At 62.3% G+C, this 20,180-nt stretch carries 15 protein-coding genes; 9 read left to right on the top strand and 6 right to left on the bottom strand.

Annotated features, from left to right (window positions below):
* Positions 1–31 precede the first annotated feature (31 nt).
* The 5 genes from DWB85_RS06580 (at position 32) to DWB85_RS06560 (ending at position 8,270) form a co-directional block, all read left to right on the top strand.
* Complete coding sequence (locus DWB85_RS06580; RefSeq protein WP_117953414.1) at positions 32–1,051, top strand: SDR family NAD(P)-dependent oxidoreductase; 1,020 nt, start codon at positions 32–34, stop codon at positions 1,049–1,051.
* 193 nt (positions 1,052–1,244) lie between these two features.
* Positions 1,245–2,846 carry a MopE-related protein gene (locus DWB85_RS06575; RefSeq protein ID WP_117953413.1) on the top strand — a complete coding sequence of 534 codons (1,602 nt, stop codon included), beginning with the start codon at positions 1,245–1,247 and terminating at the stop codon, positions 2,844–2,846.
* A gap of 148 nt (positions 2,847–2,994) precedes the next feature.
* The gene (locus tag DWB85_RS06570; protein WP_117953412.1) at positions 2,995–5,733 is read left to right on the top strand and encodes a M1 family metallopeptidase; all 2,739 of its coding nucleotides are present in this window, start codon (positions 2,995–2,997) and stop codon (positions 5,731–5,733) included.
* Positions 5,714–7,405 carry an HAD family hydrolase gene (locus tag DWB85_RS06565; RefSeq protein WP_117953411.1) on the top strand — a complete coding sequence of 564 codons (1,692 nt, stop codon included), beginning with the start codon at positions 5,714–5,716 and terminating at the stop codon, positions 7,403–7,405. The genes DWB85_RS06570 and DWB85_RS06565 overlap by 20 nt, the downstream gene beginning before the upstream one ends.
* The gene (locus DWB85_RS06560; RefSeq protein ID WP_162846035.1) at positions 7,398–8,270 is read left to right on the top strand and encodes an NAD(P)H-binding protein; all 873 of its coding nucleotides are present in this window, start codon (positions 7,398–7,400) and stop codon (positions 8,268–8,270) included. The genes DWB85_RS06565 and DWB85_RS06560 overlap by 8 nt, the downstream gene beginning before the upstream one ends.
* Before the next feature lie 10 nt (positions 8,271–8,280).
* Here the strand turns inward: DWB85_RS06560 and DWB85_RS06555 are convergent, their stop codons facing one another.
* On the bottom strand, positions 8,281–9,045 hold the full coding sequence (locus DWB85_RS06555; RefSeq protein WP_117953409.1) for an SDR family oxidoreductase: 765 nt from the start codon (positions 9,043–9,045) through the stop codon (positions 8,281–8,283).
* Positions 9,046–9,205: 160 nt separating this feature from the next.
* On the opposite strand from DWB85_RS06555, the gene DWB85_RS06550 reads away from it, so the two are divergent.
* Entirely contained in the window at positions 9,206–10,873 is a 1,668-nt protein-coding gene (locus DWB85_RS06550; protein WP_117953408.1) for a WS/DGAT/MGAT family O-acyltransferase, read from the top strand.
* Positions 10,874–10,912: 39 nt separating this feature from the next.
* Here DWB85_RS06550 and DWB85_RS06545 read toward each other — a convergent pair whose 3' ends face one another.
* Positions 10,913–12,295, bottom strand: coding sequence for a DsbA family protein (locus tag DWB85_RS06545; protein WP_117953407.1), 1,383 nt, complete (start codon positions 12,293–12,295; stop codon positions 10,913–10,915).
* A 42-nt stretch (positions 12,296–12,337) separates the two neighbouring features.
* Positions 12,338–12,982, bottom strand: coding sequence for a glutathione S-transferase family protein (locus tag DWB85_RS06540; protein WP_117953406.1), 645 nt, complete (start codon positions 12,980–12,982; stop codon positions 12,338–12,340).
* 193 nt (positions 12,983–13,175) lie between these two features.
* Between DWB85_RS06540 and DWB85_RS06535 the strand changes: the two genes are divergently transcribed.
* Complete coding sequence (locus DWB85_RS06535) at positions 13,176–13,724, top strand: DUF2058 domain-containing protein (RefSeq protein WP_117953405.1); 549 nt, start codon at positions 13,176–13,178, stop codon at positions 13,722–13,724.
* A gap of 102 nt (positions 13,725–13,826) precedes the next feature.
* Positions 13,827–14,606, top strand: coding sequence for an SDR family NAD(P)-dependent oxidoreductase (locus tag DWB85_RS06530; protein ID WP_117953404.1), 780 nt, complete (start codon positions 13,827–13,829; stop codon positions 14,604–14,606).
* A 26-nt stretch (positions 14,607–14,632) separates the two neighbouring features.
* On the opposite strand, the gene DWB85_RS06525 is transcribed toward DWB85_RS06530, so the two are convergent.
* Positions 14,633–15,799 (bottom strand): MalY/PatB family protein, encoded by a 1,167-nt coding sequence (locus DWB85_RS06525; protein ID WP_133300574.1) that lies wholly within the window; start codon positions 15,797–15,799, stop codon positions 14,633–14,635.
* Between the two features lie 242 nt (positions 15,800–16,041).
* Here DWB85_RS06525 and DWB85_RS06520 point away from each other — a divergent pair, with 242 nt between their 5' ends.
* The gene (locus tag DWB85_RS06520) at positions 16,042–17,538 is read left to right on the top strand and encodes a S10 family serine carboxypeptidase-like protein (RefSeq protein WP_162846034.1); all 1,497 of its coding nucleotides are present in this window, start codon (positions 16,042–16,044) and stop codon (positions 17,536–17,538) included.
* 177 nt (positions 17,539–17,715) lie between these two features.
* Here the strand turns inward: DWB85_RS06520 and DWB85_RS06515 are convergent, their stop codons facing one another.
* Together DWB85_RS06515 and DWB85_RS06510 are read right to left on the bottom strand one after the other, a co-directional pair.
* The gene (locus DWB85_RS06515) at positions 17,716–18,111 is read right to left on the bottom strand and encodes a hypothetical protein (protein ID WP_117953401.1); all 396 of its coding nucleotides are present in this window, start codon (positions 18,109–18,111) and stop codon (positions 17,716–17,718) included.
* Between the two features lie 173 nt (positions 18,112–18,284).
* Positions 18,285–20,120, bottom strand: a complete 1,836-nt coding sequence (locus DWB85_RS06510) for an ABC transporter ATP-binding protein (RefSeq protein ID WP_117953400.1) — start codon at positions 20,118–20,120, stop codon at positions 18,285–18,287.
* Between the last annotated feature and the right edge of the window lie 60 nt (positions 20,121–20,180).

The raw sequence follows: 20,180 nt of genomic DNA, 5'->3' as shown, positions 1-20,180 counted from the left end.
AGCCAGCCCCGCGAGCACTGAGGATCAGCCCATGCCATTGACCCGCCGTCAGCTGCTGGTTGCCACCGCCGCGCTCGGCAGCGCCGGTGCCCTGTCCGCCTGTGGCGGCAACAGGCACGAGGTGACTATCGACCGCAGCCTGCCCGTCAGCGACTTCGGCGCGGAATCTACCGGGGAAGAAGTCACTGCCGGCCTGGACCTCAGCGGCAAGGTGGCGCTGGTCACCGGCTGTAACTCCGGACTGGGTTTCGAAACCATGCGCGTGCTGGCCCTGCGCGGCGCCCACGTGCTCGGTACCGGACGGACCCTGGCGAAGGCGGAAACCGCCTGCGCCAGCGTTGCCGGCAAGACCACGCCGCTGGCACTGGAGCTCGCCGACTTCCAGTCCGCGGTGGACTGCGCTGCCGCCGTGGCCGACCTTGGCCTGATCCCGGATATCGTGGTGCTCAACGCCGGCATTAACACCTTCGGCGAACTGGAACTGGTCAACGGCATCGAGAAAATATTTACCGTTAATTTTCTCGGCCATTTCGTACTGGCCAATCACCTGCTGCCGCCAATGGTGCAGCGCGGCCAGGGTCGCATCGTTCATGTCAGCAGCCGCTCCGCCTATCGCCAGGCGCCGCCGGCAGGTATCGACTTCGACAACCTGCGCGGCGAGAAAGCCTTTGACGCAGGCGCGGCTTACGGCCGCTCCAAGCTGGCCAACGCGCTGTTTTCGCTGGAACTGGCCAGGCGGCTGCAGGGGACGGGGCTCAGCAGCAACGCCATTCATCCCGGGCTGGTGAAAACCAATATCGCCCGCACCGCGCCCCTGATTGTGCGCCGCGCCTTCGACCTGCTGGGCGGCATCATCGCCAAGACCCCGGCCCAGGGCGCCGCCACCCAGCTCTACGTGGCGACCAGTCCCGCCCTCGACGGGGTATCCGGTGCCTACTTCGAGGACTGTAACCCGGTCACCGTCAGCGGGCCAAATCACCTGACCGATGCCGCCATGGCCAGGAAACTGTGGCAGACCGCCGAGGCAATGACCGCCGGCTACCTCGCCTGAACGGCCACAAGGCCGACCACCCGTAAACCTGGCCGTGCCCCGCCCGGGGCGGCAACATTTTGTTCATTTTTCCACCCAGTTCACATTTTCGGGCACCAATCTGGAGAAAAGAAACAAAAATAATGGCCTGCCACGCTGCTCTGCCCTTCAATAACAGCAACCGTAAACCAGCGCCCCCGGGAACTTCAGCCAGATGAGCAGCAGCGACCATTACCGACAACTGCGCGGCGTGTGCCGGCTGGCAGGCCTGAGCCTGGGCCTGTGCCTGCTGGCCAGCTGTCGCCTGGTCATCACCACCGACAGCACCGGCTCCATTGTCTCCGGCTCCGGCACCCTGGATTGCGACCAGCCCGAATGCGCCTTCGAGATCAAGCAGTCGGTCACCGATGCCTTCAACGCGGTCCCCGCTGCTGGCTATCGCTTCGTGCGCTGGACCGGGCTCTGCACACCCTCGCCAACCGCGGTGTGCCAGGCCACCGTGGCGCCACTGGCCGAGCAGTACCAGCAGTTCGATGGCGATATTCCGATCGCGGCGGAGTTCGAGCCGGCAACCACCCGCAGGAGCTGGTTTGAGGACGCGGATGGCGACCACTACGGCAACCGGGCAACAGCCGTGACCGCAAGCAGCCAGCCCGACGGCTATGTGATCAATGACAGCGACTGCGATGACAGCAACGCCGAGGTGCATCCCTACACTCGCGAGCTTGAGGACGGGGTGGACAACAACTGCAACGGCCGCGTGGACGAGGGCTTCGTCGACGAGACCTACTACCGGGACCGCGACGGTGACGGCTTTGGCGACCCCGAGGTTTCGTGGATAGCGCGACGCAAACCCGCGGGGTTCGTCAGGAATGACCTGGACTGCAACGACAATAATGCCGGCCAGAACCCGGACGCCGAGGAAATCGCCGACAACCGCGACAACAACTGCGATGGCGCCATCGACGAGCAGATGATCACCTATTTCCGCGATGTGGACGGCGATGGCTACGGGGTCGCATCCAATAGCGTGAGTTCCATGGAACCGATGCCCGGGTACAGCACCGAGGCCGGGGATTGCGACGATAACAACGGCGACATCTTCCCCGGGGCCAGCGAACTGTTCGATGCGGTCGACAACGACTGCGATGGCCTCACCGATGAAGGCTTCAGCACCACCACCTACTACCGCGATGCCGATGCTGATGGCTACGGCGACGCCGCCGACTCGATTGCCGATATCACCCGACCGGATGGTTATGTGAGCAACGGAGACGACAACTGCCCCGACACCTACAACCCCAGCCAGGCCGACGTCGATGACGACGGCATTGGCGACAGCTGCGACCCGGTTGACAACACGCCGGTGGATCAAGGCGGTAGCTGCACGGTATCCGCGGAAGCGCAATCCATGCTCGACGCGGTCAACGCGTTCCGCGCCGGTACCCGCGACTGCGGCTCCCGCGGCCTGTTCTCGCCGGCCCCGGCGCTGACCTGGAACTGCAAGCTGGAAGCGGCAGCCAATGGCCACTCCGCCGACATGGCCAACAACAACTTTTTCAGTCACACCGGCTCCAACGGATCAAGCCTTGGCGAGCGGGCCACGGCCGCCGGTTACGCCTGGAACGCCCTCGGTGAGAACATCGCTGCCGGGTACAGCACGGTTGGCTCGGTGATGCAGGGCTGGATCGACAGTGATGGTCACTGCGCCAACCTGATGAACGCCAGTTTCGATGAACTGGGTGCCGCCCGCCAGTACAATGCCAACAGCGACTACGGTACCTACTGGACCCAGGTATTCGGCCGCGAACCCTAGGGCCCGCTCACACTACCAGTGGCGGCCCTCCGTGTTGCGGCAGCCATTTTCCCCACGGCTGGCCTATACTTAAGCCGCCAGCGCGGGCCAGCCATGACTTGCCTGCGCCGCATTAACAACAGCAACAAAAAAATGCCAGGGAAACCCCATGCACATCAAGACAATGGCGAGCACATTCGGTATAGCGCTCATCTTTATCTTCAATCTCGCCGCCTGCAGCAAGGATGATGCAGGGTCCGGCCCGGCTCAGCCCGATCCGCAGGCGTTGCCTGCTAACACCAGCGCGGGCACAGAGGACAGCATTCCCGACGGCCTGCTGCCCGATAATGCCGCCCCCCTGCATTACAGCCTGCACCTGCGGGTAGACCCCCGGGAGGACAGCTTCAGCGGTGAGGCGCGAATCAGGACCTCGCTCCAGCGGGCGAGCGATGAGCTGTACCTGCACGGGCGCTCTCTGCAAATCAGCGACGCCGGGGCCGTGCTCGATAGCGGCGAGTCCATCGCCCTCGACTGGCAGCAATTGACCGAGAGTGGTGTCGTCCACCTCACTGCCGGCCAGGAGTTGCCGGCGGGTGAGCTGACCCTGACCTTCTCCTACCGGGCGCCCTTCAATACCAGCCTGGAGGGCCTGTACCGGGTGGACAAGGGCGAGTTGGCCTATGCCTTCACCCAGTTCGAAGCGACGTCGGCAAGGCTGGCCTTCCCGGCGTTTGACCAGCCCGGCTTCAAGGTGCCCTTTGATCTGAAACTGACCGTGCCCCGGGAACAGGTCGGAATCGCCAATACGCCGCAGATAGCCGAAGCCGCCGCCGGCGGGGGCTGGAAGACCCTGACCTTCGCCACCACCAAAGCCCTGCCCTCCTACCTGGTGGCATTCGCCGTGGGTCCCTTCGATGTGGTCGAATGGGAGCCGATCCCGGCAAGCAGGGTGAGGGAGCGCGAGGTGCCGCTGCGCGGCATCACCACCCGCGGCCGGGGCGCAGAGATTCACTACGCGCTGAAATACACCGCTGAAATCCTGGTGGCGATGGAACAGTACTTCGGCACCGCCTACCCCTACACCAAGCTGGACATCATCGCGGTTCCCGATTTTGCCAGCGGCGCGATGGAAAACGCCGGTGCCATCACCTACCGGGAACAGTTGATCCTGCTCGATGAATCCTCAGCGCAATTCGACAAATACAATTACTTCAATACCCACGCCCACGAGCTGTCGCACCAGTGGTTTGGCAATCTGGTAACACCGGCCTGGTGGGATGACCTGTGGTTAAAGGAGTCCTTTGCCACCTGGCATGCACACATCACCCTGGACGAACTCTATCCCGATGGCCACTACCTGGACGCACTGTTCAACGGCTCAGCCTGGGCGATGAACGAGGACAGCCTGGCCAGTGCCCGGCGCATTCGCGAGCCCATTGTCCATCATGAGGACATTGGTGCCGCCTACGATGGCATCACCTACGCCAAGGGCGGCGGCGTACTGGCCATGTTCGAGGAGTTTCTCGGCCGGGAAAACCTGCGCCGGGGGATTCGCCTGTACATGCAGAAATTTGCCTGGAAGAACACCACCGCGGATGATTTCATGGCGGCAATCACCGAGGCCAATCCACAGGCAGACGGCGAGGTGCTGCAGGAGGCCTTTCGCAGTTTTATCGAGCAGGCGGGGGTACCCGTCCTGGCGATGGCGCTGGACTGCGACGGCGATCGCCCGCGACTGGCGCTGTCTCAGCAACGCTATCTGCCGCTGGGTTCCCGCGGCTCTGCCGACCAGAGCTGGACCATACCCGCCTGTATCACCCTGTTCACCGAATCCGGTCCCCGCCAGCAGTGCTTTATCGCCGCGGGCGCCAGCCAGTCAGTGGACCTGGACAGCGAGCGCTGTCCGCAGGCGCTGCTGCCCAACAGCAACGGCTCCAGCTACTATCGCTTCAACCTGCCGGGTGACCAGTGGCAGGCACTGTTGCAGCGCTTCGACCAGCTCAGCACCCACGAGCAGATTTCCGTGGCCGGCAGCGTGATCTCAGCACTGAATGCCGGCGCGATGGCAATGGAGGACTTTCTCGCCGCGGCGCCGGTGATTGCCGGCTCCGATTCATGGCGGGTGTCGATCCGGCCCCGGGACAGCATCTACAGGCTGCTGGACCACGGTTCAACCCCGGCACAAAAACAGCAGCTGCAAACCCTGCTGGCCAGCTGGTACCGGCCACAGCTGGAGCAGCTGGACGCGCTTGAGTCCCTGACCCCGGACCAGAACCAGTACCGTGTGTTCATGCAGTCGACACTGGCCCTGCGGGCAGGGGACGAGGCCCTGTTGCAGGCGCTTACGGAGATGGCGAAACGCTACACCGGCTACGCTGACGATGGGCAAATTCACCCCGGGCGCATCGACAGCAATTATGCCTACATCGCGCTGTTGGCCGGGGTGAAAACGCTCGGCAAACCCTTCACCGAACTTCTGTGGCAGCAGTTCCTGGCAGAGGAAAACGTGACTCTGCGCGAACGCCACCTGCAGGCACTGGCGCGCAGCGAGGACCCGGGAGTGGCGGCGCAGCTGCGAGCCGCCATACTGTCGCCGGAAGTCGCGGTCAATGAGTTCGGTTATATCATTTCCGGGCAGATGGATGTGCCAGAACACCAGCAAGCCATGTGGCAATGGATGCAGGAAAATTTTGACGCCGTCATCGCCAGGATTCCCACCTGGCAGAAAGGGCAGACGCCTCACTACTTTGACAGTTTCTGTAGCGAGGAGGACGCAGCCTCGGTGGAGGCGGTTTTCTCGCCGCTAATCGCCGACTACGAATCCGGGCCGCGCTACCTGGCCAAGTCCCTGGAAAAAATCAGGCTGTGCGCAGCCTACGTCGAGCACTATGGCAACGTCGGCAGCTAGCGGGCCGCTGCCGCCTCCCCGCGCCATTCTCTTCGACTGGCACGGCACACTGGTCAATACCCTCGATGCCATGTACCAGGCTATCGAGGACATGCTCCCCCAACTGGAGGAGCTGGGGCTGATCGACCGGCTGGTACCGGAGGCGCAAGCCGGCAGTCGCGAGGATGAAAAGCTGATTCGCTACATCCGTATTTTCCGCAAGCTCCATCCCCGGGTGCTGGCCGAGCGGCGCGTCTCGCGCACGGAAATCTTCGACGCCCTGTTCGCCGATGACGAGGGTGCGCGATCCATCGCCCACCGCGCCTACAACAAGAGCTATCGCAAGTTCTACGGCGAGGTTTATCCCTACCAGAAGGGTATCGCCGACTACCTGCGCTACCTCAAATCACTGGATATTCCGCTGGGCGTGGCCACCAATCGCAGCCGCGAATTTTTTGACAATGAACTCTACCGGCTGGACAACGGTGCATGGCGACCGCTGTTCAGTACCACTTGCTGCGGCGACGAGGCGGGTCGCCACAAACCGGCACCGGACATGCTGCTCCACGCCTGCGAACAACTGGGCGTAGAGGCCGGGCCGGAGGTCTGGTACGTTGGCGACAGCATTACCGACATGATCACCGCGAAAGCGGCGGGTATTACCCCGGTCTTCTACAACGCCGGCCTGCTGCCGCCACCGGAGCTGGAGCGGCTGTTCAGCGGCAGTGACAATCGCGGTGGACGGCCGCGGGCCGTGGTCGATGACTTTGAGCAATTGCTCGACCTCCTGGCCCAGGCCGCGCCGGAACGCTGCGACCGACAAACGCGGCCGCCGCGGCTGCCGCCCCGTGAACCACTGCCACCCCATGTAGAACCCGACTGGCACCCGGCGGTCGCCACCCTGGCGCCACCGCAGCTCATTCTATTCGATTGGCACGCGACCCTGGTGGACACCCTGGATGCCATGTACCACGCGGTGGACGATCTGCTGCCGGAACTGGCCCAGCTGGGCCTGGCAGGCCGACTGGTCAGGCCGGAGTCATCCAAGTCGCCGGACGACCAGCGGCTGGTGGACTACGTGCGCGAGCGGCAACAGCTGCATCCCAGGGTCAAGGCCGACCGCAAGATCTCCCGCACGGACATTTTTGAAGTGCTGTTCGGTGAGGACAACGAGGCCAAGCGCATCGCTCACGCCGCCTTTAACCGGCACTATCGCAAATACTTCGGTAAGGCCCTGCCCTTCGAGCCCAGGGTCAGGAGAGTGCTGGAGGCGCTGGCAGCGCTGGATCTGCCCCTGGGCATTATCACCAACCGGGACCGGGAATTCTTCCTGCAGGAACTGGCCAATGTCGACGGTGAAGACTGGTCAGGCTTTTTTGACACCGCCGTCTGTGGCGACGATACTTCGCGCAGAAAGCCCCACCCGGACCAGTTACAACAGGCAGTAAAGGATCTTGGATTCACCATGAATGACAGCGTCTGGTACGTCGGCGACTCCACCACCGATACCATTGCCGCCAGGACCGCCGGCGCCACCAGCGTATTTTTCAATGGCGCCCAGTGGGACCTGCCCTGGCTCAACAAGATTTTTCCCGGCAGCGCGCGCTACCCCTACAAACCCGACGTGGTAGTCAATGATTTCGCCGAGTTCTGGGCGCTGGTACTGGCCTGTATGGATTCCCACCGTGCCTGAACCGCGCCTGCTGATTGTCGGTAGCGGCGATATCGGCCGGCGCCTGGCGCCGCTGCTGCTGGCAGCCGGCTGGAATATCCATGCCCTGCGCCGCCAGCCGGAGACAGCGGACGATGGCATATGCTGGCACCGGGCCGACTACACCGAACCCGGCAGCCTGCGCTTTGTCGAGGCACTGGCGCCCGATTACCTGCTCACCACCCTCACCCCGGCTTCACGTGAGGTCGAGGGCTATCTGCAGGGCTTTGCCACGGCGACGAAAAACCTGCTGGCAGGCCTGGGGGCCTCTCGTCCCCGGCGCATCATCATGGTGTCCAGTACCCGGGTGTACGCCGAAAGCAATGGTGGCTGGATCGACGAATCCGCCCCCCTGTCCACCACAGACCCGCGGGCCGTCGCCATCATCGACGCGGAGCAGCATCTATTTCAGGCCAGTTTTCCGGCCACGGTAGTTCGCTTTGGCGGCATTTACGGCGCCCCTGGTGGACGCTTGCTGAAAAAAGTCCAACAGGGGCGCATCAGCCCCGCCACGCCGGTGCGCTATACCAATCGTATTCATCGCGATGACTGCGCCGGGTTCCTGGCGCATCTCCTGTTACGGGACCGGGCGGACCAGACAGTGCTCGACAGTTATAACGGCGTGGACGATTGCCCCTGCCCCGCCCACGAGGTCGAGGCCTGGCTGGCCCGGCAGCTGGGGATTACGCCGCTCACGCAGGATACTGCAACAGCGGCCACGGTCAGCCACAAGCGCTGTAAAAACACCGCACTGAAGTCGTCCGGTTACAGCCTGCGCTATCCCGACTATAAAGCCGGTTACGCCAGCCTGCTGCAGGCCAGCGTCGGCCACGGAGCGGCCGACTGAAACAAAGGCCTTAAATCGTCAGGCCGCCGTCGACCACAATGCATTCACCATTGGTATAACTGCTGGCGTCAGACACCAGGTACAACACGGTACCGGCCATTTCTGCGGGTTCGGCATGCCGCCCCATGGGAATGCCCTGGATGGCTGTCTGGTAAATGTCATCGTTGGTAAACAAAGCGCCGGCGAATTTGGTTTTGGTCAAACCCGGCAACAAGGCATTGACCCGGATACCCAGCGGCCCGCATTCCTTGGCAAAGCTGCGGGTCATACTGACCACGGCCGCCTTGGAAATGGAGTAAATGCCCTGCATCGGCCCCGGCTGCAGCGCGTTCACCGAGGCCGTATTGACAATGACACCGCTGCCCTGTTCACGCATCAGCTTGCCCGCTTCGATGGACATGAAAAAGTAACCGCGAATATTCACCTCAACGGTCTTGTTGTAGGCACCGAGGTCGGTGTCCAGGATATGGCCGAAGTAGGGATTGGTGGCGGCGTTGTTGACCAGTATGTCGAGTTTGCCGTGACTGGCCTTGATGTGGGCGAAAATGGCGCTGATATCATCCATATTGCCCACATGGCAGGCGAATGCCTCGGCACTGTTGCCAGCGGCGGTAATGGCATCGGCTACCGCCTGGCAACCGTCGATCTTGCGGCTGGAAACGATCACGTGGGCGCCCTGCTCCGCCAGCAACCCGGCGATTTCTTCACCAATGCCGCGGCTGGCGCCGGTTACCAGTGCAATCTTGCCGCTGAGGTCGAAAAGGTTGGTGGGCATATTACGCTCCTGTTTATGCTGTTAGGGCCTGCTGGCTGGCGGGCAACGATAGCATTGCCAACACAGGGGGCTCAACGAAGATTTTCGCCAGATAAGGCTGGAACCGGCGCGCGCAGCCGCGATTTTCAGGCTAGACTGGACGGCAGAGAAGGAGAAAGTAATGAAGAAACTCAGCTTTGTCGACAAGGGCTTCCTGCTCAGCGAAACCCGGGAAATGCCCATGCACGTGGGCGGCGTCAGCCTGTACACCCTGCCGCCCGGGGCCGATGAAAAGGAATTCCTGCACGGTCTCGCCGACAACATGCGCAACGCCAAGACCATGCTGCCCCCCTTCGGCGACCGGCTCAAGACCGGCCGCCTGGGCCTGGCCGGGAATACCTACTGGGAACCGGATCCCGCCCTGGACCTGGACTACCACATACGCCACTCCGCCCTGCCGGCGCCGGGCCGCTACCGGGAACTGTTCACCCTGGTCTCCCGCCTGCACGGCACCCTGCTGGAACGCAGCAGGCCACTGTGGGAAATGCACCTGATCGAGGGCCTGCCCAAACGCCAGTTCGCCGTGTATACCAAGACCCACCACGCCGCGGTGGACGGGGCCCGCTCCATCCACGTCTCCCGGGTCATGCTGTCGGCGGACCCCGGGCACGTACTGGAGGAGTCCCCCCTGTCCCTGCACCTGTGGGAACAGTACAAGGCCGGGCTGAAAATGGGCAAACGCCCTGAACACACCACCTCGGAACTGCGCTCCGTGGCGGATATGTTCAAGCTGAGTATCGACAGCGGCGCACACGTGTTCAATGCGGTGAAAACATTCGCCGAATCCCTGACCGGCAACGGCCGCGGAATGGCCCTGCCCCACTTGCAAGTGCCGCGCAGCGCACTCAACACACAGATCGACGGGGCCAGGCGATTTGTTGCCCAGTCATGGCCCTTTGCCCGCATCAGCGCGGTTGCCAAGTCCTTTGGCGGCACCTTCAACGATGCCGTACTGGCCATGTGCTCAGGCGCGCTGCGAACCTATCTGCAGGTGCACGCGGAACTGCCGGAAGCGCCTCTGAAAGCCATGGTGCCGGTTTCCCTGCGCCAGCCGGGTGACGTCGATTCGGGCAATGCCGTGGCGGCTATCAGTGCCGACCTGGCCACCAACATCGACGACCCCAGTGAACGTTTCGCCAAAATCAAGACCTCGATGCAGGCCAGCAAGGACTTTTACGCCGAGATGACACCCAGGGAAATTGAGCTGTTTTTCCTTATAGTGCAAAGCCCCGCCGCCATCCTCGCGCCCCTGGGGATGATGTCCAAACTTCCTCCCTATAACGTGGCGATCTCCAACGTGCCCGGGATCCGCGAGACCATGTACTGGAACGGCGCGCGCATGGATGGCTCCTACCCGCTGTCCATAGTCACCGACGGCCTGGCCATGAATATCACCCTGGTCACTTACGCGGAGAATGTGGATTTCGGCATCATTGCCTGCCGCCGCTCGTTACCCCATGTCCAGCGCATGATCGATTACATGGAGGAGTCGCTGCAGGAACTGGAAGATGCGGCAGGCATAAAGGTCAAGCCCGCGAAAAAACGTGCCGCCGGTGGCGCCCGCAAGCCAGCGTCCCGAGCAAAGGCAACTGCCAGCGCCAAACCGGCCGCTGCCGCCAGTGGGACGGCCAAAACCCGAACCAAAGCGAAAGCGAAAGCGAAAGCGAAAGCGAAAGCGAAAGCGAAAGCGAAAGCGGCAGCAAAACCCAAAGCCAAGGCCAAGGCCAAGGCCAAGGCAAAAACCAGGGCGAAAGCCAAAACCAAAGTCAAATCCGGGAGCAGCAGCTAGCCAGCGCTGTTGGCCGCGGTGCGGCAACGACCGGCCGTTCTACCGGTTGGCACCGCGGGCGGCCAGCTGGCGCTGGATTTCACGCGCCACCAGCCACAGTCGGTCCTGGCCCCACAGGCTCAGTAGCCCCTCGCCATTGGCGTCCAGCAGGCGGAAACTCGGCACCCCCCACAGGCCCGCCGCGTACATGGCGAGACGGTTTTCCTCCAGCATCTCTTCCCAGCCGGTGCTGCCGATGCGCGGTTCAGCCTGCCGCCAGTCCAGTCCGGCGGCTTCCACTACCCTGCGCAGGCCGCGCCGGGTATTGGTATTCACGCCATCAACAAAAGCCGCGCGCAGGAAGCAGGACAGCAGGGCGTTGCCCCTGCCCTGCGCCACCGCCCAGGGGTACAGCGAGTAACAGCGCCTGACGGGTTCGCCGATGGGGTCATAAAATCTACCCCAGGACCATCCCGCTTCCCGGGCCTCCCTGGCCACATCGGCAAATATATAGAACCCTTTTTCCCGGGTTGCGGGCACCCCGCGCATGACCATGGGCAACACCGGGCGCACAACAAGATTAACGCCAGTATCCGCGGCCAGTTGCAGGCTGCGATCAAACACGATCGCCGTGTACGGACTGCGCAGGGAGGGGTAGATTTCCAGGGTAAGACTGCCGTTGTCCCGCGGGGCCGCTGTCTCAATCTCCGGCCGCGGCACCAGCATGGGCTGGTCCGGCCGGGTATCGGCTCCCAGCGCCCGCAATCGCTTCTCCAGGTGGTAGAGGCGATCGACGCCCCAGTACCACTCACCGGCACAGTAGAGCATGCCGCCCGAGTAGTGCCCGAGTTCGGCGCGGCGCGCGGTCCCGGCATCCAGGGCAGACTGCAGCTCTGCGGGGCTCGCCGTGCCCAGCTCCGTCGCGATTTGCTGCAGCGCAGCGCTATCACCGGCCCAGAGTGCCGCCCCTACCGCGGCCGCCGAAGCAACAAAGCGCTCGCTGTCCAGACTGGCGAGCACGGCGGCCGCCAGATTGACGGACTCCTCCGCCAGGGCATAGCTGCTGCAGGGAAAGTCGAGGCCGTACTCCGGCGCCACATGGAAAGCGTCGTAGCAGGACAGCTTGAGCAACAGCGCCGGTTCAGCGACATTTTTGCCCTCGGGCCCGCGCACCAGGTGACAAACGAGTTCGACATCGTAGCGCTGGCAAAACGCCGCCAGTACCTGTGCCAGAAGCTGGCTGTAGGCATCTTCAACCTGGTGAAAATATTCCACCCGGTGGCGTTTGCCCGCCCGCAGGCGCTGCTTTTCCAGCCTGCGCCGGCGCCTGGTGAGCCGGCTGTCACTGGCAATGTGTGTCAGCAGCCGGGAGGTGACCCAGCGCCGCAGGGGACTGGGGTCCGCCGTTGCCGCACCGCCCTGTTCAGTGAATTGCTGGGCCATGGCCTGCGCCGTGAGCTGGGTATTGTAGAAAAGACAGGCTTCTCAGGGCGCAAGCCCGAGCGCCTTCGCATCGGCCTCCAGCAATGGCGCCATCACCGCGTGGCTCACCACGCGCCGGTAGAAGGCGGAAAACCCGGGCCAGCGCTCACTATCCACCGTGTATCCGGCATAGCTGGCATTGACGAAAGGACTCACCAGGGCAATGTCGGCCACACCCAGTTCACCGAAGATAAAGCCCTCGGCGGGTACCTGAGATTCCAGGTAATCGAGCATCGGTGGCAGTTTATTGTTGATCAGGTTCTCCACCAGGGCCTCGTCGGCTTCCTGCTTGAGCATCACCGGGCGCATAAAGCGCTGGAAGAATATTCCCGCCGCCAGTTCGGCAATCCGCGTCCCGCCCAGCTCCTCGTACCAGCGCGCCCTGGTCTTTTGACCGATATCCGTCGGGTAGACCGGGGGCTCAGGATAGGCGTCCTCCAGGTACTGGCAAATCACCTTGGAGTCGTTGACCACCAGGTCACCGTCCTCCAGGGCGGGCACTTTGCCCAGGGGGCTGATCTTGCGGAACTCCGGGTCATCGGTGAACGGCATTTGCGGCAGGTGCTCGAAGGGCAGCTCCTTGATGGCCATCACCGCCAGGACTTTGCGCACAAAAGGCGACGCGGAAACACCGTGGACTTTAATCATTACCGTTATTCTCTCAAGGCTGTGAACAGAAGCGACAATCGGCACCATACCCCTGTTGCCGGGCGGAATCCACCGCGGTCGGCGGTATCGCAGGAGACCGGCAGTCCTGGTAATTGACAGCCGGGCCCTGACGTATATAAATGCGAGTTTTTAACGGCGCCGGGCAAACGCCGGCGCGACAAGGGAGAAACACATGGCCGGTTCATTGAAAGACCAGCTACTGCAGGCCGGTCTCAGCGACGAAAAGAAAGCCCGCCAGCTGGCGAAGGAGAAGCGCAAGCAGGCCAAGGTCGCCCGCAGCTCAGGGATCGAGCTGGTAGACGAGGCCAAGGAAGCCGCGCGCAAGGCCCGGGCGGAGCAGGCCGAGCGCGACCGGGCCCTCAACCAGGCCCGGGACAGCAAGGCCGAGCGCAAGGCGATCAATGCCCAGATCAAGCAGCTGATCGAAAGCAACAAGCTGGCCACCGGCAAGGGCGACATTGCCTTTAACTTTACCGACGGCAAAAAAGTGAAGCGCATACATATCTCCGCCATGGAACAGAAGCAACTGTCGGCGGGCCGCCTGGCCATCGTCAAACAGGGCGACCGGTACGAGGTAGTACCCTGGCCAGTGGCAGAAAAAATAGCCGAGCGGGACAGCAGCCGCGTGATCGACTGCACCGACTCCTGCGAACCGGAACTGAATAAAGAGGAGAAGGACTGGTACAAGGACTACGAAATCCCCGACGACCTGATGTGGTAAAGCATTGGTAACAACGGTTGAACCGGCGCCACCTTGACACCCTGCCGGCCCTGGCCGACCATGATTTACCGCCTCTCTGGCCAACCAATAAGGAAAACAGCAATGCCACGCATGAACCTGGAAAACAGCTCAGCCATCGTCACCGGCGGTGCCTCGGGCATCGGCGAAGCCACCGCCCGGCAACTGGCCGCCGCTGGCTCCAAAGTCGTTATCGCCGACCTCAATGAAGAAAAAGGCCAGCAGGTAGCCGGGGAGATCGGCGGCGTATTTGTGCGCTGTGACGTTACCAAAACCGACGATGCCGACGCGGCAGTGGCTGCCGCGGTGGCCCTCGCCCCCCTGCGCGCCTGCGTCAACTCCGCCGGCCTGGGTGCTCCCGGGCGGACCATTGACCGCAACAACGTCCCCCTGGACCTGGAGAAGTTCAGCTTCGTTATCAAGGTCAACCTGATCGGCACCTTCAACGTGCTCAGCCGCGCTGCTGCCGCCATGGCCAAGCAGGAGCCACTGGACGAAGACGGCTGCCGCGGCGCGATCGTCAACATGGCGTCCTGTGCCGCTTTCGATGGCCAGATCGGCCAGGCCTCATACTCCGCCTCCAAAGGCGGCGTGGTGGGCATGACCCTGCCCATCGCCCGCGACCTGAGCGCCGTGGGCGTGCGGGTGAACACGATCGCCCCCGGCCTCATCGACACCCCGATTTACGGCGAGGGTGAGCACGCCGAAGCGTTCAAGGCCCACCTGGGACAGTCGGTATTGTTTCCCAAGCGCCTGGGCTCCGGCGAGGAACTCGCATTCGCCGTGATGGAATGCATTACCAACCCCTACCTCAATGCCGAGGTAATCCGCCTGGACGGCGGTATCCGGATGCCGCCGAAGTAAACCCCTGCTGTGGGCTCTCGGCGCCCCTAGCGAGCGCCCAGGGCCACCTCCATACGCTGGATAATCTGCTCCAGCCTGGCGCGACTGGTGCCAAAGTTCAGCCGCAGGAAATTGCCGTCACCCATGGGCCTGCCGTCTGACAAGGCGACCCCGTGGGCGAGGAAGTGTTCAAACGGGTTCTCGATTGCAAGCGCCGACACATCCAGCCAGGCCAGGTAGGTCGCCTCCACATGGGTCATGGTGACCCCAGTCATGGCAGCGACCCGCTGCTGCAGCAGGTCGCGGTTATCCCGCAGGTACGGCAGCAACTCGGCCAGCCAGTCATCGCAATCCCGCCAGGCCGCCAGGGCCGCGGCAAAGGACAGGGCCCCGGGATGGGCGGCCAGGCCATAGATGCGGCGCGCAAAGGTGGCGCGAAGGTCTGCGTCGGGTATCACCGCCAGGGCAAAAGCGCCAATACCCGGAAGATTGAAGGCCTTGCTGGGCGACACCAGGGTAATGCTTTGCGTCGCCACCTCGGGTGACAGGCTCGCCAGGGGGACGTGCTGTTTGTCCCCGTCGAGCACAAGCTCGGCGTGGATTTCGTCGGCGCAGATAAGCAGATCGTGTTGCAAGCAAAACTCGGCCACCTGCGACAGTTCCTGCTCGCTTAACACCCGCCCCAGCGGATTGTGGGGATTACAGAGCAGGAAGCTGCGGGCGCCCTGACCCGCCAGGTGCGGCAACTGGTCGAGATCCATTTCCCAGCGACCACCGCGCAGTTGGTGCCCCAGAGGCAGCAGGCGCTGGTCGGAATACCCGGCGGCGCCGAAAAAGTGGTGGTAGTTCGGTGTCTGGGTAATCACCGCGTCACCGGCCTTACCCGCGGTGCGCACGGCGCCAAACAGTCCTGGCACCACCCCGGGCAGAACCACCAACCACTCCTGCTTCACTTGCCAGCCGTAAAGCTTCTGCATACGTGCGCGGAATACCTCCAGCAGCTCCTGCGGGGCCTCGGCGTAACCCAGCGGCGCAACTTCCAGGCGTTGCTGCACCGCCTCGCGCACTGGCGCAGGGGCCAGGAAGTCCATGTCCGCCACCCAGGCCGGCACTACATCGGGCCCGCTGCCGGCGTAGCGGTTCCATTTCATACTGTCATTATGGGGTTGAAACGGCTGGTCAAAGTCGACCCCGTAGTTCGCTGAATTAGACAACAGTAACGCTCCCGAAATCTGCAGGTGTGTGTAGGCTCCTGCCTGACATGATACCTCACCGATCACGTAGTGAAACCGGGTCTTCCACAACCGCCGCCTGCGTAAATCTCGAGATCTTTATTGAGTCACAGGGCAATGACAGTGGTTTGCCGCCATCATCACCGGGACAATCTATAATCGCATGCGAACCGCAGTGGAATCCTCGGGCATCGCAACAGCATCTGATAAGGAACTATTCGACCATGAGCGAAAGCAACGACAAGCAGAACGAAGCAAAGAACAGCAACAAGGGCGGCCGGAAAACCATGACCTTCCGCTCTGCCGATATCGAACTGACGACCGAGGTCATCGCCGACTGGATGCCCCTGCATATTGATGACAAACCTGCTGCCGACATGTTCTATACCGCGTACCTGGTAAAGAATGAAGACCCCCAGCGTGCCATCACCTTCTGCATCAATGGCGGCCCCGGGGGCTGCTCCGCCTTCCTGCAATTCGCCTGCTGCGGCCCGCGGATACTCGCCTTTGGCGATGACGGCCATGAAGTCCCGGGGACCAAAACCCTGGTCGACAACCCCGCACACTGGCTGGGCTTTACTGACCTGGTATTTATCGATGCCATTGGCACCGGCTACAGCCGCCTGCGGCCGGAAGACAAATCCGGCGGCGAGAAAAATGAGGCCGCCAAGGCCGACAAGAGCAAGGACAATCCCTACTGGGCCATCAAGAAGGACCTGGCGAGCATTGCCGAGTTCATGCGCAAGTTCCTCACCGGGCACAAGCGCTGGCAGAGCCCGCTGTATTTTGCCGGGGAAAGTTATGGCGGTTACCGGGCGACCCGCCTGGCCAAGCTGTTTTCCAGGGAGTTCCAGCTGGCGGTAGATGGCCTTATTGTCATCTCTCCCATCTGGCAGTTCCGCGATGCCTCCGATTCCGACTACAGCACAAGCCAGTGGATCAACCAGCTGCCGGTTTATGTCGGCATTGCCCATAAACACGGCCTGTGCCGTCACGTCGACGCCGGGGCAGCCATGACCGAGGTGGTGGCTGGCGCCGAAGCTTTCGCCATCTCCGATTACGCCCGCGCGCTGGTGGCGGGAACGCTGATGGATGACAGCGAGCGGCAGCAGATTTTCGCGCAAGTGGCCGCCATGATGGGCCTGGACGAACAGTTCGTGATCGAGTCAGAGGGCCGCGTCACCTTCGTTGATTTTGCCCGGCAACTGAAGAAACAGGATCACCAGATCACGGATCTCTACGACGGCAGCCTGGTTTCCAGCGACGCCTTTCCCAATCGCACCAATAATGACGCCGCCATCAGCGAGGCATTGTTCACTACCATGAACCTTTATGCCGCGGCGATATACCAGTTCCAGAGAGAGGAACTAGGCGTTTCCACGGAACTGGAATACATCGTCCTGAACGAGGAAGCCAACAAGGCCTGGAAGAACGACGAAAAAGACTTCGACCTGTTTCAACTGGCCGAATCAATGGATGACTTCCGGGCCGGCATGAACAGCAACAACGCCCTGCGAGCCATGATCGTGCATGGCCAGTTTGACACCGTCACGCCCTATTTTGCCAGCAAGCGGCTCGTCCACCAGAGCAGGCTGAAACCTGAGGTGAAGGCCCGCATCGTTGAGAAACTCTACGCGGGCGGACATATGTTTTATTCCTGGCACCGGGAGAGACAGCAGTTTTGCGAGGATGTGGCTGCATTCATTCGCTCATGCGAATAATTGACACACGACCAAGCAGATAGCCAGCGACGGCCCCCAACCCTTTAGCACCTGGAGGCGCACATTCAAGACTGCGCCCGGATGGGGCAGCAGAGTTTCTCGCGCTCCCCGGGCTGGCGGACTCCAATCCAGTGAGTCCGGGCGACTGCCTGGCTCCCTGGTACAGGAGGCAGGCTGTTACTCTTTGCTGGCTGGGTCTTCGTCTGGAGTGACAGCGTCTTTGGTGGCGTCCCAGGCCTTTTCACTGGTTTCCTTGGTCGCATCCCAGGCTTTCTGGCTGCCTTCCTTGGTGGCATCCCAGGCCTTTTCACTGCCCTCTTTGGTGGCTTCCCAGGCTTTTTTGCTGCCCTCCTTGGTGGCGTCCCAGGCTTCGCCGCTGGTTTCCTTGGTAGCATCCCAGGCCTTTTCACTTCCCTCCTTGGTCGCCTCCCAGGCTTCGCCGGAGGCTTCCTTGGTGCTCTCCCACGCTTCCCCGCTTGCTTCCTTTGCTTTCTCCATGTGGCTTTCATCCTCGGCAAGTGCCGGCAGAGCCAGGAAGAGTGAAGCCAATAATACTGCGCCAGTCTTTTTCATAGTTCCCTCACAATTCAATGGTTAACGGCCTCCGATAGCCACCGGGAAGTATAGACCCCGCTCGCAACCAGGCAAAATCGGTATTACCCAACAATCGCAGTACGACTACCTGGGATGTTCAACAACGATGCTACGCCACAACGAATACAGCGCTTGCGCTACACCCGGGCGCTTCAATACTCAGGGGCCAGAAACCCGCCAGACTGGTAGTCCCACAGCCGCTTGTAAATACCGCCCTGCGCCAGCAGTTCGGTGTGGGTGCCAGACTCCACGATCCGGCCCTCGTCCAGCACCACCAGCCGGTCCAGGGCGGCAATGGTCGACAAGCGGTGAGCGATAGCAATCACCGTCTTGCCCTCCATCAGCTGGTAGAGGCTGTCCTGGATCGCCAGCTCGACTTCGGAATCCAGCGCCGAAGTCGCTTCATCCAGCACCAGGATAGGGGCGTCCTTGAGGATAACCCGGGCAATGGCAATGCGCTGGCGCTGGCCGCCGCTGAGCTTGACGCCCCGCTCCCCTACTTGCGCGTCCAACCCTCGCTGTCCCGCCTGGTCCTCCAGTTCGTCGATAAAGCTGCGGGCCCTGGCCTTGTCGATGGCCGCCATCAGCTGTTCTTCGGTTGCATCCTGGCGGCCATAGAGAATATTGTCCCGCACGGAGCGGTGCAGCAGCGAGGTATCCTGGGTAACCATGCCGATGTTGGCGCGCAGGCTCTCCTGGGTGACCCCGCGGATATCCTGCCCGTCAACCTTGATGCTGCCGCTGTCCACGTCGTAAAAGCGTAACAGCAGGTTGACCAGGGTGGATTTACCGGCCCCCGAGCGACCGATGACCCCGAGCTTTTCCCCGGGCCTGATTTCCAGGTCCAGTTTGTCGAATACCGGCTTGCCGGCACTGTAGCCAAACCCAAGCTGCTGGAAGCTGATTCCCCCTTCCCGCGCATCCAGCTCTGCCGCGTCCTCGGCGTCCTCTACGGCGATGTGCCGGGAGATGGCGCCGGCGCCGTCCTTGACCGTACCGACATTTTCAAACAGGTCAGACACCTCCCACATGATCCACTCGCTGATGCCGTTGAGCCGCAGGCACAGGGCAAACGCCGCGGCAATTTCCCCCGGGCTGATACCGGACTGGAACCACAGGTAAAGCGCGCTGAAACCAACCGCCACCAGCATCACGGTGTTGTTGACCGCCACCCCGGTTTCCATCCAGGTGACCAGCCGCATCTGTGGGTGCACCGTGCCGAGAAACTCCTCCATGCCCTCCCGGGCATAGGCCGACTCCCGCCGGGCATGGGAAAACAGCTTGACCGTGGAAATGTTGGTGTAGCTGTCGGCGATGCGGCCGGTCATCATCGCCCGCGCATCGGCCTGGCGCTCGGAGATACTCTGCAGGCGGGGCAGCAACACATACAGCAGCCCGATGTAACAGCCCAGCCACAGGAGCATGGGCAACATCAGGCGCAGGTCTATGCTGGCCAACAACACCAGCACCGACAGGAAATACACCGAGACGTACACCATGAGGTCCAGCAGCTTGATGACCGTGGAGCGCACAGCCAGGGAGGTCTGCATTACCCGGGTGGCGATGCGTCCGGCAAACTCATCCTGGAAAAAGCTCAGGCTCTGGCGCAACAGGTAACGATGGCTCATCCAGCGGACAATCATCGGGAAGTTGCCCATCAGCGTCTGGTGCAGCAACAGCGAGGAGATGCCCACCAGGATGGGGTAGGCGATGATAACTCCCAGGGCCAGCCACAACAGCTCGCCTGCGGGGCCGGCAAGGAATCCCTCGGGACTACTCGCGGCGAGCAGGTCTACCAGCCGTCCCAGCAGATCGAACAGGTAGACCTCGACAATGGCGATGGCCGTGCTGAGCAGCGCCATCGCCAGCAGAAAGGGCTCCAGTCCCCTGGCGTGGTGCCGACAAAAGCGGTACACAGACCGTGGCGAGCGCTCCGGCGCCGGCGGCGGAAACGGGTCGACCAGTTGCTCAAAAAATCGAAATGCCATAAAACGGGATTCTGGCCTGCGAGTACACGATGCGGGCATACTATCACTGTCGCGGGAGCA

The sequence above is a fragment of the Seongchinamella sediminis genome (assembly GCF_003457605.1).
Taxonomy (GTDB): domain Bacteria; phylum Pseudomonadota; class Gammaproteobacteria; order Pseudomonadales; family Halieaceae; genus Halioglobus; species Halioglobus sediminis.
The sequence above is the reverse complement of the archived record's forward strand: the minus strand, read 5'-3'. Positions and strand labels throughout refer to the sequence as shown.

Bases quoted from the DNA above. Each gene is read 5' to 3' on its own strand.
- DWB85_RS06580 (WP_117953414.1), top strand. From the start codon at position 32: ATGCCATTGACCCGCCGTCAGCTGCTGGTTGCCACCGCCGCGCTCGGC.
- DWB85_RS06575 (WP_117953413.1), top strand. From the start codon at position 1,245: ATGAGCAGCAGCGACCATTACCGACAACTGCGCGGCGTGTGCCGGCTG.
- DWB85_RS06570 (WP_117953412.1), top strand. From the start codon at position 2,995: ATGCACATCAAGACAATGGCGAGCACATTCGGTATAGCGCTCATCTTT.
- DWB85_RS06565 (WP_117953411.1), top strand. From the start codon at position 5,714: ATGGCAACGTCGGCAGCTAGCGGGCCGCTGCCGCCTCCCCGCGCCATT.
- DWB85_RS06555 (WP_117953409.1), bottom strand. From the start codon at position 9,045: ATGCCCACCAACCTTTTCGACCTCAGCGGCAAGATTGCACTGGTAACC.
- DWB85_RS06550 (WP_117953408.1), top strand. From the start codon at position 9,206: ATGAAGAAACTCAGCTTTGTCGACAAGGGCTTCCTGCTCAGCGAAACC.
- DWB85_RS06545 (WP_117953407.1), bottom strand. From the start codon at position 12,295: ATGGCCCAGCAATTCACTGAACAGGGCGGTGCGGCAACGGCGGACCCC.
- DWB85_RS06540 (WP_117953406.1), bottom strand. From the start codon at position 12,982: ATGATTAAAGTCCACGGTGTTTCCGCGTCGCCTTTTGTGCGCAAAGTC.
- DWB85_RS06535 (WP_117953405.1), top strand. From the start codon at position 13,176: ATGGCCGGTTCATTGAAAGACCAGCTACTGCAGGCCGGTCTCAGCGAC.
- DWB85_RS06530 (WP_117953404.1), top strand. From the start codon at position 13,827: ATGCCACGCATGAACCTGGAAAACAGCTCAGCCATCGTCACCGGCGGT.
- DWB85_RS06520 (WP_162846034.1), top strand. From the start codon at position 16,042: ATGAGCGAAAGCAACGACAAGCAGAACGAAGCAAAGAACAGCAACAAG.
- DWB85_RS06515 (WP_117953401.1), bottom strand. From the start codon at position 18,111: ATGAAAAAGACTGGCGCAGTATTATTGGCTTCACTCTTCCTGGCTCTG.
- DWB85_RS06510 (WP_117953400.1), bottom strand. From the start codon at position 20,120: ATGGCATTTCGATTTTTTGAGCAACTGGTCGACCCGTTTCCGCCGCCG.